The following is a 14847-nucleotide window of genomic DNA, read 5'->3' as shown; positions in this document are numbered from 1 at the left end:
GAAACTAAACTGCCGAGGGTTGTCATGGATCTGCTTTGTGCCACGCCTGCCGAGTGGGAAAGTCGACATGACGGGCCAGCCGTTCGAACCGCATTCAGCGAGCACTGTGATCCTGCGGCTGCGGCGTGCGAGCTGGCTGAGTCTCTCACCCCGTTCGATCTGGGCTTCGTGTTGTTCTTCTGCAGTGCAGAGTATCCGCTGGACGCGCTGGGCAGAGCGCTGAGCGAAGCTTTTCCCAGCGTGACGACGGCGGGATGTACCACAGCGGGGGAGATCACGCCGAAGGGCTACTGCCGGGGTGGCGTGGTAGCCCTCGGATTTGGTCACCGCAACTTTTCCGTGGCCTGTGAGCTTATCGACGATCTGGCAGGCTTCGACCTGATCCAGGCCCAGCGTCTGTCCGGCAGGCTGCTCGAGGAGTGTCGGCGATCGGCCCCGCCAGGCACTGGCAGACAGCATTTCGTCATGACCCTGCTGGATGGGCTATCCAGTAGCGAAGAGCAGGTGCTAGCCACCCTGGATACCGCCTTGGGCAGTATTCCCAGCTTCGGCGGTTCGGCCGGAGACGACAATCACCTGGCACACACCCATGTCTTCTGCGATGGTCGCTTCCACAGCGGGGACGCCGTTGTGGTGATGTTCCATACCTGCCTACCCTTCGAAGTGTTCACCACGCATCATCTGCGCTCCCAGGCGATGAAGCTGGTGGTGACTCGGGCCGACTGCGAGCGTCGACGTGTGCTTGAACTCAATGCCGCGCCTGCGGCCGAAGAGTACGCCCGGCTGGTCGCAACATCCCCGGCCGCCCTGACGCCCGAGATCTTCGCTCGACATCCGCTGGCCGTACGTATCGGTGAGCAGCACTACGTTCGCTCCATTCAGGGGGTCAACGAGGATGGCAGCCTGAGTTTCTACTGCGCCGTCGAGAATGGCATCGTGCTGACCGCCATGCGGCCCGCCCCGCTGTTGGAAGAGCTCGAGGATGTTCTGGCCGGGTTGCGCCAGCGTCTGGGTGAGCCGGCCTTGATACTTGGCTGTGATTGCTTTTTACGACGGCTCGAACTGGAGAGCTTGGACCAGGTCGAGGAGGCGTCGCAACTGCTGGGGCGTGCCGGTGTCATTGGCTTCAATACTTATGGGGAGCAGTATCATGGCATGCACCTCAACCAAACCTTCACTGGGGTCGCCATTGGATCTCTCTCACCCCCATGAGCCTTCGGGTACTCCTGCGGAAAGAGTTTCTGCTCTGCAGGAGGAGAACGAACGTCTGCGGCGCATCTGCGCTTCGCTTATTGATCGGGTTGAAGCCGGCGGTACCGTTGGCGGCGCGCCTTATGCCGCCTTCGAGCACACCGTCTTGCTGGCGGAACAGGTACGCGAGCGCACCGAGACCCTGCAGCAGACCCTGCTCGAACTGCACCAGGCCAAGGCCGAGGCCGAGGCGGCCAATCACTCCAAGACGCGCTTCTTGGCAGCGGTCAGCCATGATTTGTTGCAGCCGCTCAACGCGGCACGCCTTTTCACCTGTGCCCTCGAAGAGCACGACTTGCCTGGACCCACGCGTCGCCTGGTCGGCAACGTCGGCCGTTCGCTCAAGGACGTCGAGGCCCTGTTGGGAACGCTAGTGGATATTTCCCGCCTCGATGCGGGACTGCTCCGGCCCGACAGGGCGTCATTCCGGGCCAGTGAGCTGCTCGACGTGCTGGCGGAGGAGTACTGCCAGATGGCGGCAGCTCGTGGTCTCGAACTGCGTTATGTAGCCAGCCATACGGCGATCGAGTCGGATCTGGCGCTGTTGGCACGCGTCGTGCGCAATTTTCTCTCCAACGCGATTCGCTATACCCAACAGGGGCGCATTCTGCTGGGCTGTCGGCACCGGCGCGAAGGACTGGAGATCGTGGTGGGAGACACCGGCCCGGGCATCGAGCCGGCCCTGCAGCAGGCGATATTCCTCGAGTTTCGACGGCTCGGCAGCAGCCCGGACGAGCGCGACCGCGGCTTGGGGCTAGGGCTGGCCATTGTCGATCGCATCAGTGCCATGCTGGGGCATTCGATACGATTGGTATCGCGCCCAGGACAGGGCGCTCTGTTCTCGATACTGGTTCCCTATGCCGTACCGGCACGGCGCATGACGAATCGAACGGCGCTCGAACCTCGACAGGACACGACGGCACCGCTGTCAGGCGCTACGGTATGGGTGATCGATAACGACCGTGCGATACGCGAAGGCATGCAGGCGTTGTTGAGTGGCTGGGGATGTCGGGTGATCACGGCAGCGTCGTTGGGCGGGCTTGAAGCTAAGGTCGACGCCCGTCGACCCGATGCGCTGTTGATCGATTACCATCTGGGCGAAGATGCCGGCGCCGAGGATGGCATCGCAGTAGCGAGCCTTTTACGCAAGCGCCATGCGGAACTGCCGGTCGTCCTGATCACCGCCAACCACGACGCAGCCATCAAGGCCAGGGCCCGCCGCGAAGGTTTCGACTGCCTGCTCAAGCCCCTCAAGCCGCTGCGCTTGCGCATGATGTTGCAGCAACGCCTCGCGTCGGGTCCTGGCCAGGCTTCGGCCAACGACAGGGCTCAGCCGTGTTGAGGCTCCCAGGCGCCGGCCGCCACGATCGCTTGCACACGGCTGGCGACGCCGAGCTTGCGCAGGATGGCCGAGACGTGAGTCTTGACGGTGGTCTCGGCGATATCGAGTTCGCGGGCGATCTGCTTGTTGGAGTGTCCGCGCACAATCAGCCTCAGGACTTCCCGTTGCTTCTCGGTCAGCGAGCCGATGTGTGTGGCGAAGGCAGGTGCAGGCTGGCGCGGGGATGCCGCAGAAGGGGGGCGGCGCATGATATCGGGAGGAAGATAGACCTGCCCCTCAAGCATATGAGCCAGGGCATTGAGCAGCGCTGTGCGTGGAGTGGATTTGGGTATGTAACCCACCGCACCCAGGCCGATGGCGTCGAGCACGACCCGCCGATCCTGCTCGGCCGACACGATGGCTACCGGCAACTGGGGCAAGGTCTCGCGCAGCTGCGCCAGGCCTGAAAGACCCTCTGCATCGGGTAGGTCGAGGTCGAGCAGCAGCAAATCGATGTCGGGATGACATTTAGCTTCATGCAGTGCTCTTGCCAGGCTATCTGCCTCCAGCAATCGGCAACCCGGCAGCCCTGCCTCGATAACGGCAGCGATGGCTTCACGGAATAGTGGATGGTCGTCAGCAACCATCATGGTATGTGTCGGGGGCATTGCGGCCCTCCCTCTTCTTTCGCTCTCTCCTCCCAAGGGATGAGACCGTCTCCTGCCACGGCAGTATGTCGTAATTTGCATTTCTGACCAACACTGGAGGAGCACCTATCCATAACGATAATTTAAGGAGCTTCGCCATGATCTATTCCAATCCGGGCACCCCCGATTCCGTCGTTACCTTCGAATCGCGCTATGGTAACTACATCGGCGGGGAGTTCGTGCCCCCGGTACAGGGTCAATACTTCGACAATGTCAGCCCGGTCAACGGGGAAGTCTTCTGCGAAATTCCTCGCTCCACCGCCGAGGACATCGACAAGGCGCTGGATGCCGCTCATGCCGCTGCTCCCGCCTGGGGCAGGACCTCCGCCGCCGAGCGTAGCAACATCCTGCTCAAGATCGCCGACCGCATCGAACAGAACCTGGAAATGCTGGCGGTGGCCGAAACCTGGGACAACGGCAAGGCGGTGCGGGAAACCATCAACGCCGACCTTCCGCTGGCCGTCGACCACTTCCGCTATTTCGCCGGTTGCATCCGCGCCCAGGAGGGGACTGCCGCCGATATCGACGCCAATACCGTCTCCTATCACTTCCACGAGCCGCTGGGCGTGGTGGGACAGATCATTCCGTGGAACTTCCCGCTGCTGATGGCGGTATGGAAGCTGGCCCCGGCGCTGGCTGCCGGCAACTGCGTGGTGCTCAAGCCCGCCGAGCAGACCCCGGCCTCGATCCTCGAACTGATGAAGCTGGTCGGCGACCTGCTGCCGCCTGGTGTGGTCAACGTGGTCAACGGCTATGGCGCCGAGGCCGGCCAGGCGCTGGCCACCAGCAAGCGCATCGCCAAGATCGCCTTTACCGGCTCGACTCCGGTGGGTTCGCACATTCTCAAGTGCGCCGCCGAGAACATCATTCCCTCAACCGTGGAACTGGGTGGCAAGTCGCCCAACATCTACTTCGCCGACATCATGAGCGCCGAGCCGGCCTTCATCGAGAAGGCCGCCGAGGGGCTGGTGCTGGCCTTCTTCAACCAAGGCGAGGTGTGCACCTGCCCGTCGCGGGCGCTGATCCAGGAGAGCATCTACGACGCCTTCATGGCCAAGGTGATGGAGAAGGTGGGGCAGATCAAGCGCGGCAACCCGCTGGACACCGACGTCCAGGTCGGCGCACAGGCCTCGCAGGAGCAGTTCGACAAGATCATGTCCTACATGGACATCGCCCGCGAGGAGGGCGCCGAGTTCCTCACCGGTGGCAACAAGGAGAGCTTCGATCCGTCCTACGACAAGGGCTACTACATCCAGCCGACGCTGCTCAAGGGCAACAACAGCATGCGCGTGTTCCAGGAGGAGATCTTCGGCCCGGTAGTGGCAGTGACCACCTTCAAGGATGAGGAAGAGGCGCTGGCCATCGCCAACGACACCGAGTTCGGCCTCGGCGCCGGCGTGTGGAGTCGCGATATCAACGTTGCCTTCCGCATGGGACGCGGCATCCAGGCCGGTCGCGTATGGACCAACTGCTACCACCAGTACCCGGCCCATGCCGCCTTCGGCGGCTACAAGAAGTCCGGCGTCGGCCGCGAAACCCACAAGGTGGCGCTCGAGCACTACCAGCAGACCAAGAACCTGCTGGTCAGCTACGACATCAACCCGCTCGGCTTCTTCTGAGCATTTGCACAGCCCGGCCATTGCCGGGCTGTGCAACCCTCCCCAATTCGTGAGCGCCAACGCTCCATGGGCGGCTGGGAGACCCTGTGCGAATCGCAGCAGAACACCGGCTATTCGGTCAACGGCGGCTTCGCCGACTACACCCTGGCGGTAGCCGACTATGCCGGCCATCTGCCGAGCAATGTGGGCTTCGTCGAAATCGCCCCGGTGCTGTGCGCCGGCGTCACCGTCTACAAGGGGCTCAAGGTGACCGACACCCGCCCCGGCCAGTGGGTGGTGATCTCCGGCCGGCAAGATCGAGGGGCGCGTGGTGCTGGACATGGCGAGCTGAGGGTTGCTCTCTCGTCGTCAGCGATGGCGACTTCAAGCGCGGCGATTGCCGCGCTTTTTTTATACGCATTTCTGCATGGCTCATTGCTCGCCTGGTTTCCTGTCCGTCAGTCCGAGCACTCTGGCCTCGTGCCGTCGACGCTCGCGGATATCCCAGGCCACGGCGCCAGCCAGTAGTACGAAGCCGCCCAGTTCCACCAGCACGGAATAGTCGACGAAGAGTGCATACAGCACGAGAAACGTGCCGGCCAGGCCGACAAGCACGGGCCAGGGGCGACGATGCATACGCAGGCCGCTTGCCAGCACCACCAGGGTGAGCAATACAAAGGTCGCGATGGCGCCGGCCCAGAGGCCTTCGTCGAGCGCCAGGTGTACGCCCAGCAGTGGCATCAGGACGGCCAGGACCAGGGTGCCGTAACAGCTCAGCAGGGCCAGCGCGAAGGCCAGCAGGCCGAGCAGGCCGCGGCGATACCACCGCCGCAACCAGCGCCGTGGATCGAGGCGTCGCCCCCAGCGCTGCAACCCACTGGGAGTGCTGCCGCCGCGGCGCATGCCGATCTCGACCGAGTGGGCACCGAAGCCGGCAGCAACCTCTCGGGTCTGGTCGCTGGGGCTCAGAGCGAAATAGTCGTGGCTGCCCAAGACGCTGACATCCTCGAAGCCGGCCTCCTCGAACAGCGCTATCAGCTCCTCCTTCACCGTGGCCCCTACCACACACTCGACCCACAGGCGCGGGTCTTCGTGACAGTCTACCGATACCGGACGATGGATCACCACGTCGGCCAGCTGCACGCGCCCATGGGGCTTGAGCACACGAAACATTTCGGCCACTGCGCGGCGCTTGTCGGGCACTAGGTTGAGGGCACCGTTGCTGGTGATGCTATCGATACTGGCGTCGGGTAGCGGCAGTTGTTCGGCGGAGCCCTGGACTACGCCGAGCCGGTCGATGGCATGGCGTTCGCTGGCCTGTTGGAGCCGACGCGTCATGGCTGCCGTCAGATCCAGCGCGATGACACGCCCCTGCGGGCCAACCAACTGACATGCGATCAGGGCGTCGTTGCCAGCCCCGGCGCCGATGTCGAGCACCCGGTCGCCGCGGCGGACGGCTTCTGCACGAAAGGGATAGCCGACACCGGCGAAGGCATCGCGCACCTCGGGCGGCAGTTGGGCTAGCTGCTCGGGCGGGTAACCCAGGCGGCGGCTGGCCTCGTCACCGACGGGAAAGTGAAAGGGGGAGGCAGGGGAATCCGCCACGGCTGTGTACATCTGCTGCACCGCCGCCAGTATCTGCGGGCGGGAGTAACCGAGAATGGCCACCATGAGGTATTCTCACGGGTTAGCGGGTGGAGTCGGACTCGTCGTAGCGGTCGAGCAGGGTCCGAATGCGCTGGTGCAGCTGTGGCGGCGCCTTGGCCGTGCCGGTGGCCGCCACCTTTGCCCGTAGTCGTCGTTCGAATTCGGCGCGTGTAAAGCAATCCCGGCAGCGGTGCAGGTGCCATTCGACGTCGCTCGCTTCCTGCGGGTCGAGTTCCCTGTCGAGGTAGTCGAAGAGACGCTCGATGACCTCCTCGCAGCTCAGTGGCTTCGGGTTCATTCCTGCGCTCCTCCCGTTCCTCTACCGGACACCATGCCCGCTTCCCTAGCCTGCTCCCAGAGCATTTTCTGCAGCTGTGAGCGCGCCCGGCTCAATCGCGAGCGCACGGTGCCTAGCGGGACGCCGAGCAGACTCGCAACCTCTTCATACGTATAGCCCTGCACTTCGATCAGCACAATCGTCACCCGGTAGGCATCGGGCAGAGCATCCAGCGCTCGCTCCAGATCCTCCTGCAGCAGGCCGTTGAAGAATTGATCCTCCAGGCTGCCCCACCACAGCAAGAAGGGTTGATGCAGTTGCTGGAACAGTGTGAAGCGGGCGCTATCCAGCTCTGCAGGTTCGGTGGCATCACAATCGGCTCCCTGCGGGCGGCAGCGCTGCCGGCGCCACTCGCTGACGAAAGTATTGGTGAGAATGTGGAACAACCAGCCTTCGAAACGCTCGGGATCTCGCAGCCGGCCGAGCTGCGTCCAGGCCTTGGTCACCGCCTCGGCCACGATGTCTTCGGCGTCGGCGGGATTGCGGGTGAGCCGCAGCGCCGTGCCGTAGAGCCTGTCCATCAGCGGTGCCAGGCGCTGCTCGAACCACTCCCGCCGGCGGGCGGTTTCGTCGAAACGCATGCTGGCCCCCGTGGCGTCCCGGTACCGGGCGCGTGGCTGTAACCGAGGATGGTAAAGAAGTGAATTTGCCAGCGTCATGGCGACACCTCTTCGAGCATGGTCCGCTCGCCCTCGCTGGGCAAGTGGCTAGGCATGGCAGGGACGCGGCGATGCCCTTTTCGGTTCCCGGCGGGAACACTCGACGCCATCGCTGCGTCCTGGCACACACGGCATCGTTCGGTGTCGTCATGAGCAGCCAAGAGGAGAGCGACAATGACAATCACGGCAAAGCCTGCCATCGCTGGTGTCGATAAGCAGGAGCTCGAAGCGCGCGTCAAGGCGATGTATCGCGAGGTGGCCGAGTCGCCGCAGGAGGAGTTTCATTTCGAGATGGGCCGCGCGTTAGCCGAGCGTCTAGGTTACGGCCCCCGCGCCCTGGATCGCATACCGGCCGCGGCCATTGATTCCTTCGCCGGCGTCGGCCATTTCCTTGACCTGGCCGCCATCCAACCCGGCGAAACGGTACTCGACCTGGGCAGCGGCTCCGGCATGGACAGCCTGCTGGCGGCCCTGGCGACAGGCCCCAATGGCCAGGTGCTGGGGCTCGACATGACCGCGGCTCAGCGCGAGAAGGCCGAGCGGCTGGCGCGTGAGGCGAACTTCGGCCAGGTCACTTTCCATGCCGGCTTCATCGAGGCGCCGCCTTTCGCCGATGAACGCGTCGACGTGGTGATCAGCAACGGGGTGATCAACCTATCGGCCGACAAGCCGAAAGTCTTCGCCGAGGCGGCGCGGGTGCTTAAACCCGGTGGGCGCCTGGCGCTGGCTGATATCGTCACCGAGAAGCCATTGCCGGAGCGCGTCTCCTGCAACGCCACCCTGTGGGCCGCCTGCATCGGTGGCGCCCTGCAGCAGGATGTCTACCGTGCGGCCATCGAGGCGGCAGGCCTCACCATCGAGACCTGGCGCGAGCACCCCGAGTACCGCTTCCTGACCGACTCGGCCCAAGGCGCCAGCGCGACCTATGGCGTCAAGAGCATTTCTCTGCTGGCCGTCAAGCTCTGAGCGCTGCGTGGTCAGCTCCACCACAATCACAATGAAGGAGAGCCAACATGCAATGCCAAACTGCCACCCTGAACGCTACCCTACTGGCCCTGGCGGTGACCGTCGCTTCTGGTGGGCTATGGGCTGAGCCCTATCATGGCGATGGCCATCTGCTCGGCACGCCGGATGAGCTCGACTGGGGGCCGGTCGGTTCCATGGGCGAAGGCGCTGAGATCGCCGTCATCGAGGGGGATCTCTCGGCCGAGACGCCGTTCACCTTCCGCCTGCGGATGGAAGATGGCTATGAGATCAAGCCTCACGTACATCCCGCCTACGAACGGGTGACGGTGTTGGAGGGCACTTTGCACTTCGCCCATGGCGAGAGATTCGACCGCGAGGCTACCCAGGCCTTGCCGGTGGGTGGCTACGCTATCATGTCGCCGAGTGATGCCATGTTCGGCTATGCCGAAGGGGACACCACCATTCAGCTGCATGGTACCGGCCCGTGGGGTATCGAGTATCTTGATCCTGCGGACGATCCACGCCAGTGAGCTCCGAGCCGTGCGGCGGCAAGCCGCGCGGCTCAGCACTACAAGAAGGCTGAGTATTGCTTCATCATCACTCTCGTAACGGGGAGAGGTGATATGGAGCTGGAAGAGTATGATCTTCACCAACAGCGATGGCTGCGAGTCGCATCCATGCTGAAGGGGAGCGGCGCGCGCCGGGTGGTGGATCTCGGCTGTGGCTCCGGGGGGCTGCTGCAGTACCTGCTGCGCGAACCTCAGTTCGAGCAGGTGGCGGGTCTTGAGCTGTCGGGAGAGTTACTGGCGCAGGCCAAGATGCGCCTGGAGCGACTGCCTGCGGCGTGCCGCCAGCGGCTCACGCTGATCTGCGGTTCCTACGCCGAACCTCACGCTGCGCTGAGCGGCTTCGATGCCGCCGCGATGGTCGAGACCATCGAACACGTTCCTCCGAGTCACCTATCCCTGGTGGAGCGGTCCGTCTTTGCTGGGCTGCGCTCCCGCCTGCTTGTGCTGACCACCCCCAATCACGACTACAATCCTCTTTTCGGGCTCGCCCGCGGCGAGTACCGCGATCCTGACCACCGCTTCGAATGGACGCGGGATCGCTTTCGCGACTGGGCTCGTGGCGTCGCCTCTCGCAACGGCTACCGTGCCTCGCTCTCGGGTCTCGGGGAGTGGCACCCCGATCTCGGCCAACCGACGCATCTGGCTCTGTTCGAACGCCAGGATTGAACCATCGAGGAGGGCACATTATGTGGCACCAGCAGGAACTGCGCCTGGCCCCGCGCTCGCGCGGTTTTCACCTGATCACCGATGAGGTGACCTCGGCGCTGACGGAGTTGCGTGAGGTAAAGGTGGGGCTGCTGCACCTGCAGCTGCAGCACACCTCGGCTTCGCTGACCCTCAACGAGAACGCCGACCCGGACGTGCGCCACGACCTCGACGCCTTCCTGCGCGAGCGTATCCCGGGCGACCTGCCCTACTTCCTCCATACCCTGGAAGGGCCCGACGACATGCCGGCTCACGTCTGTGCCAGCCTGCTCGGCACCCAGCTCACCCTGGCGGTGCGCGACGGCAAGCTGGCACTGGGTACCTGGCAGGGCATCTGGCTAGGCGAACACCGCGAGCATGGCGGTGCGCGGCGGCTGGTCGCCACCCTGCAGGGAGAATAGACCGCAGTTCAGGCGGTCGGCACGGCCAGCCAGCGCTCGGCCAACTGCCTGGCTCGGGCCGGCTTACTAACGACGGCCAACTGGCCCACCAGTCGTCTGACACCGGCGCGCTTGAGCTTGAGCACCATGCGCGCCGGCATGCCGATGAAGATCAGCCCTACCTGGCGCGAGCGCAGCTCCTCGACCAGCGACTGCAGAGCGACGATCGCCGTAGCATCCAGGCTCGGCACGTCGCGCATGTCGAGCATCACCACACGCACCTCGGGGTCCACCACCCGCAGCGACGACACGGCCTTCTCGGCGGCGCCGAAGAACAGCGGCCCGTTGACGTCGTAGAGCGCCACCTGGCGGGGCATGTTGCGGCTTTCGTCGTCGTTGTCGGGTTCGAGGCGGCGGGCGTGGGTCAGGTCTGCCATGCGGCGGATGAACAGCGCCGCAGCAAGACCGATGCCCACCGCTACCGCCAGCACCATGTCGAACACCACCGTGAGCAGGAAGCAGATCACCAGTATCGCCACGTCGCTGCCCGGCGCGCTTTTCAGAACATGAACGAAGTGGCGCGCCTCGCTCATGTTCCAGGCAATGATGAACAGCAGGGCGGCAAGCGCGGCCATCGGCACCAGGGCAAGTACGCCGGCCAGCGCCACAACGGCCAGCAGTACCACCAGTGCATGGACTACCGCAGCCACCGGCGAGAAGGCGGCGCTGCGGATATTGGTGGCAGTACGTGCCAGCGCCGCGGTGGCGGTAATGCCGCCGAAGAAGGGCGCGGCGATATTGCCGAGGCCTTGGCCGATCAGCTCGGCGTTGGGGTCATGGCGGGTGCGGGTCAGGCCATCGGCCACCACCGCGCAGAGTAGTGATTCGATGGCCGCCAGCATGGCGATGGCCAGCGCCGGGCCGAGCAGCTCGCGAATCAGGGCGAAGTCCACCGTGAGCGGAGTCCCGTCCGCACCCGGCAGGCGCCAGGGCAACAGCAGCTCGGGAGCGAAGGGCGGAATGCCGCTGCCGGCCTGGCCCTGGTATTCCCAGCTGAAACGCGAGGCGATGGTCTCGATCTCCACACCCAGCGGGGCGACGGCGAGTGCCGCCAGCGTTCCCACTGCCAGGCCGACCAGCGGCGCCGGTACCGGCAGCTTCAAGCGCGGCCACAGGATCAGCGCGGCCAGCGTGAGCAGCCCGATGCCCAGCTCGGCCGGGGCCAGCGTGGGCACGGCGCGGACGATCTCCGCCAGGTTGTGCAGCGTGCTGTCGCCGAGTGCGACGCCCTCGAGACCGAGGAAATCAGGTAGCTGCAGCAAGGCGATCACCACGGCGATGCCCGCCGTGAAACCGAGCACCACCGGGTAGGGTACGAACTGGATCAGATTGCCCAGCCGCGCCAGCCCCAGCGCCACCAGAATCAGGCCCGCCATCAGCGTGGCGAGCAACAACCCGCCGAGTCCATGGCTGGCGACGATGGGAAACAGGATCACCACGAAGGCGGCGGTGGGGCCTGAAATGTTGAAACGCGAGCCGCCGGTCAGCGCGATGATGGCCCCTGCCACGATGGCGGTGTACAGCCCGTGCTGGGGCGGCACACCGGTGGCGATGGCCAGCGCCATGGAGAGCGGCACCGCGACGATGCCGATGGTCAGGCCGGCGAGCAGGTCACGCTTGAGTTCGGCCAGGCCGTAGCCCTGACGCCAGGCGGCCAGCAGGGCGCTGCCGGGCAAGGGTGGCCGGTAGCGAGAACGGTGACGTGGGCGGGACATGGCGATACCCGAACGAGGCGCAAGGTAACGAGAACGTTACTCCTGCATATTGCGTTGCCACAAGTCGGCCAAGGTCGATAAACAAAAAACGGCGACACCCGAAGGGTGCCGCCGTGAGTGGAGCAAGAGAATCGATCAGGCCGGGCTGGCATCCGCCGGTGGTTCGCCCACCGCACCCGGCATGGCCTGTACGTTGCCGCCCTGATCGGCCAGGGCCAGGAAGTGCAGGTGACGCTCGTACTCCGAGAGTACGTCGGCAATCACCTGACCGCGGGTGAAGCCGTTGAGGTCCTTCTCCTGGCCGCCTTCGGCCAGGTAGACATCGAGCCGCACATAGTAGTCGTCGTCCGCCGGCAGGAAGCTCGGCGTGCGCATGCGGTGCGGGCATACTTGGTAGACGAAGCTTGCCGCATTCTCCAGGTCGACCTGCAGCGTCAGGCAGGGAAGGGATTCACCCTCCCTCTGCTCCTCGGTCACGCTGGCCTCCTGGCCACGACTCTCCAGTTCCTGGGCGAACTGGGTCAGCGCCGGGCGAATGGAATGCTCGATGGTTGCCGCGGCACCCGCACGGTTGGAGATGTCCAGGGCACGGTCGAGGCGCTCGCGCCAGTCACCGCCCGGTGCAGTGCCGGCGATGCGACGGCGCGCCTCGGCCTTGCTACCCTCCAGCTTGAGTGCCTTGTACATGCCCAGCATGATGGCAAATATCACCACCGAGAAGGGCAGGGCGGTGATCACCACTGCGCTTTGCAGCGCCGCCAGGCCTCCCGCCATCAGCAGCGCTACGGTGACCAGCCCGATCACTGCGGACCAGAAGATGCGCAGCTTAATCGGCGCGTCGTGGTTCACGTCCGACAGGATCGAGGTGAAGTTCGCCAATACCAGCGCACCGGAGTCCGCCGAGGTGATGAAGAACACGATGCCCAGTACGGTGACGACGGCCGCGGTGACGCCGACCCAGGGATAGTATTCGAGCAGCGTGTACATGGTGGTCTGCGGCGTATTCAGCGCCTGTTCACCGAGCTCGGCGATGCCCTGGTTGGCCACCAGTTCGATACCGCTGTTACCGAATACCGACATCCATACCATCATGAAGGCCAGCGGAATGCCCAGCGCCCCGGCGACGAACTGGCGTATGGTGCGTCCACGCGAGATGCGGGCCAGGAACAGGCCGACGAATGGCGTCCAGGCAATCCACCAGCCCCAGAAGAAGATCGTCCACCACATCTTCCACTGGTTGGCCTCGTCGCCGGCGAAGGCGTAGGTATCGAAGCTCCTGGCGACGAAGCTGGAAAAGTAGTCGCCAGCGTTGTTCACCACCATGTCGAGCAGTTGCAGGGTGTGGCCCTGGAACAGCACGAACAGCAGCAAGGCCAGCGCCAGCAGCATGTTGAACTCCGACAGCCGGCGAATGCCCTTCTCCACGCCGCTGACCACCGAGATGGTGGCGAGCACCACCACCAGCACGATCAGGATGACCTGCACCGAGAGGCTCTCGGGCACGTCGAACATGTAGGCTAGACCGTAGTTGAGCTGCATCACGCCGATACCGAGGCTGGTGGCGATGCCGAACACGGTGGAAATCACGGCGGTGATGTCGACCGCGTTGCCGATGGGGCCGTGGATGCGCTTGCCGAGCAGCGGGTAGAGCGCGCTGCGGATGGCCAGCGGCAGGCGGTGGCGGTAGCTGAAGTAGGCCAGTGCCATGCCCATCAGCACGTAGAGCCCCCAGCCGGAGAGCCCCCAGTGCATGAAGGTCTGCACCACGGCGTTGCGCATCGCCTCCTGGCTTTCGGGCGTCAGGTCCGGCGGCGCCAGGTAGTGGGCCACCGGCTCGGCGACGCTGAAGAACAGCAGGTCGATGCCGATGCCGGCGGCGAACAGCATCGCCGCCCAAGACAGCGTCGAGAACTCCGGCCGTGAATGGTCGGGGCCGAGACGGATGCTGCCGTAGCGTGACAGGCCGATGGCAATCACGAAGACGAGATAGGCTACTACGGCGAGCATGTAGTACCAGCCGAAGGTTGTGCTGACCCAGGCCAGGCCGGCATCGAAGAAGGCGCCGGCCTCCTCGGTGAAGGTCATGGTGAGAACGAGAAACACCAGGATACCGGCTACTGAGCCGTGGAATACCACGGGGTTGAGCCGGTCGCGTCGCTCGGTAAGGGGTAGGTTACGCGCCATGCAGGCGTACTCCTTTCAGAGGTGAATGACCCTTCCCGCCTATTCCTTGCCGAGACGCGCTGAGGATTGTTCCTCACAATCGAAAGCACGCCTGAAGATTACCCAATGTTTCAGACCTGACGCAGCCATTCACGGCCAGGGGGCTCGCAGTGGAATGTGCAACGGGAGAGTCAGGGCTGACGACTCCGGCGGGAAGCCGTTCCTTGTTTTGTTGAATGAACGTTCAAATAAAATACGCACTTTACCCCGGCCCTTCAACCCTGCGTTAACAGATTTGCAAGCGATGCTTGCGCCTGCGGTTACCCCAGCTATGCCTGATATAAGCGACGGCACCCTAAGGGAAGGGAACACGCTGAGCCAGTACTGGCAGGGAGGCATCGGTATGACTTCGAGATCGGCCGGTGCCGGTCGGGGCTGCCAGAAGTACAACGACAATATTTTCTGGAGAATCCGACGGTTCAAGACAAGAACACGGCCAAGGGCGAAGGGCAGGCCGCCAGCGACAGCAAGTCCACCGATACCTCGCGCCGCCGTTTTCCTACCAGTTCGGCGGCCGCCGTGGGGGCGGGTGTTGTGGCGGCGGTGGACTTTCCCAGCATTGCCGTAGCTCAGACCACCACGCTGATCTTCCAGAGCACCTGGCCCAACCAGGACATCTTCCACGAGTTCGCCGCCGACTACGTGCGCATCGTCAACGAGATGTCGGGCGGGCGGCTGCGCCTGAACCTGCTGCCTGCGGGCTGAAGTA

Annotated in this window: 15 protein-coding genes; 9 read left to right on the top strand and 6 right to left on the bottom strand. The window is 64.3% G+C overall.

All coding sequences use genetic code 11. The features are described 5' to 3' along the window. The first annotated feature begins 24 nt into the window (after positions 1–24). Together nosP and HNO52_RS15960 are read left to right on the top strand one after the other, a co-directional pair. The gene (nosP, locus tag HNO52_RS15965; protein ID WP_197566226.1) at positions 25–1212 is read left to right on the top strand and encodes a nitric oxide-sensing protein NosP; all 1188 of its coding nucleotides are present in this window, start codon (positions 25–27) and stop codon (positions 1210–1212) included. Then, positions 1151–2593 (top strand): hybrid sensor histidine kinase/response regulator, encoded by a 1443-nt coding sequence (locus HNO52_RS15960; RefSeq protein WP_197566225.1) that lies wholly within the window; start codon positions 1151–1153, stop codon positions 2591–2593. Before nosP ends, HNO52_RS15960 begins: the two co-directional genes overlap by 62 nt. Here the strand turns inward: HNO52_RS15960 and HNO52_RS15955 are convergent. Further along, positions 2581–3240, bottom strand: a complete 660-nt coding sequence (locus HNO52_RS15955; protein WP_197566224.1) for a LuxR C-terminal-related transcriptional regulator — start codon at positions 3238–3240, stop codon at positions 2581–2583. The genes HNO52_RS15960 and HNO52_RS15955 overlap by 13 nt on opposite strands. 137 nt (positions 3241–3377) lie before the next feature. Here HNO52_RS15955 and exaC point away from each other — a divergent pair, with 137 nt between their 5' ends. Both exaC and HNO52_RS21500 read left to right on the top strand, forming a co-directional pair. Next, positions 3378–4898: an acetaldehyde dehydrogenase ExaC gene (gene exaC / locus HNO52_RS15950; RefSeq protein ID WP_197566223.1), complete on the top strand. Its 1521-nt coding sequence runs from the start codon at positions 3378–3380 to the stop codon at positions 4896–4898. A gap of 66 nt (positions 4899–4964) precedes the next feature. Next, positions 4965–5405 (top strand): MDR/zinc-dependent alcohol dehydrogenase-like family protein, encoded by a 441-nt coding sequence (locus HNO52_RS21500; protein ID WP_442907062.1) that lies wholly within the window; start codon positions 4965–4967, stop codon positions 5403–5405. On the opposite strand, the gene HNO52_RS15940 is transcribed toward HNO52_RS21500, so the two are convergent. Genes HNO52_RS15940 through HNO52_RS15930 form a run of 3 tightly spaced genes read right to left on the bottom strand, consistent with a single transcriptional unit; the run spans position 5310 to position 7442 of the window. Beyond that, on the bottom strand, positions 5310–6548 hold the full coding sequence (locus HNO52_RS15940; RefSeq protein WP_197566222.1) for a MerC family mercury resistance protein: 1239 nt from the start codon (positions 6546–6548) through the stop codon (positions 5310–5312). The two genes, HNO52_RS21500 and HNO52_RS15940, sit on opposite strands and share 96 nt — an antisense overlap. 16 nt (positions 6549–6564) lie before the next feature. Next, positions 6565–6822, bottom strand: coding sequence for an anti-sigma factor family protein (locus tag HNO52_RS15935; protein WP_197566221.1), 258 nt, complete (start codon positions 6820–6822; stop codon positions 6565–6567). Further along, positions 6819–7442 (bottom strand): sigma-70 family RNA polymerase sigma factor, encoded by a 624-nt coding sequence (locus tag HNO52_RS15930; protein WP_197566220.1) that lies wholly within the window; start codon positions 7440–7442, stop codon positions 6819–6821. The genes HNO52_RS15935 and HNO52_RS15930 overlap by 4 nt, the downstream gene beginning before the upstream one ends. Positions 7443–7694: 252 nt before the next feature. Here HNO52_RS15930 and HNO52_RS15925 point away from each other — a divergent pair, with 252 nt between their 5' ends. The 4 genes from HNO52_RS15925 (at position 7695) to HNO52_RS15910 (ending at position 10161) form a co-directional block, all read left to right on the top strand. Next, positions 7695–8486, top strand: a complete 792-nt coding sequence (locus HNO52_RS15925) for a methyltransferase domain-containing protein (protein ID WP_197566219.1) — start codon at positions 7695–7697, stop codon at positions 8484–8486. Positions 8487–8533: 47 nt separating this feature from the next. Further along, positions 8534–9016 (top strand): cupin domain-containing protein, encoded by a 483-nt coding sequence (locus HNO52_RS15920; RefSeq protein ID WP_197566218.1) that lies wholly within the window; start codon positions 8534–8536, stop codon positions 9014–9016. Between the two features lie 93 nt (positions 9017–9109). Further along, positions 9110–9721, top strand: a complete 612-nt coding sequence (locus HNO52_RS15915) for a methyltransferase domain-containing protein (protein WP_197566217.1) — start codon at positions 9110–9112, stop codon at positions 9719–9721. 20 nt (positions 9722–9741) lie between these two features. Beyond that, on the top strand, positions 9742–10161 hold the full coding sequence (locus HNO52_RS15910; RefSeq protein WP_197566216.1) for a secondary thiamine-phosphate synthase enzyme YjbQ: 420 nt from the start codon (positions 9742–9744) through the stop codon (positions 10159–10161). An 8-nt stretch (positions 10162–10169) separates the two neighbouring features. Here the strand turns inward: HNO52_RS15910 and dauA are convergent, their stop codons facing one another. Both dauA and betT read right to left on the bottom strand, forming a co-directional pair. Further along, positions 10170–11915, bottom strand: a complete 1746-nt coding sequence (gene dauA, locus HNO52_RS15905; RefSeq protein WP_197566215.1) for a C4-dicarboxylic acid transporter DauA — start codon at positions 11913–11915, stop codon at positions 10170–10172. Positions 11916–12050: 135 nt separating this feature from the next. Then, a complete protein-coding gene (betT, locus tag HNO52_RS15900; RefSeq protein WP_197566214.1) occupies positions 12051–14099 on the bottom strand; it encodes a choline BCCT transporter BetT in 2049 nt (682 codons plus the stop codon). A gap of 558 nt (positions 14100–14657) precedes the next feature. Between betT and HNO52_RS15895 the strand changes: the two genes are divergently transcribed. Continuing rightward, complete coding sequence (locus HNO52_RS15895; RefSeq protein ID WP_197566213.1) at positions 14658–14843, top strand: hypothetical protein; 186 nt, start codon at positions 14658–14660, stop codon at positions 14841–14843. The last annotated feature ends 4 nt before the right edge of the window (positions 14844–14847 follow it).

The sequence above is a fragment of the Halomonas sp. MCCC 1A13316 genome (assembly GCF_014931605.1).
Taxonomy (GTDB): Bacteria; Pseudomonadota; Gammaproteobacteria; order Pseudomonadales; family Halomonadaceae; genus Halomonas.
Note: the sequence above shows the minus strand (reverse complement) of the source record. Positions and strands in the feature narration are given on the sequence as shown.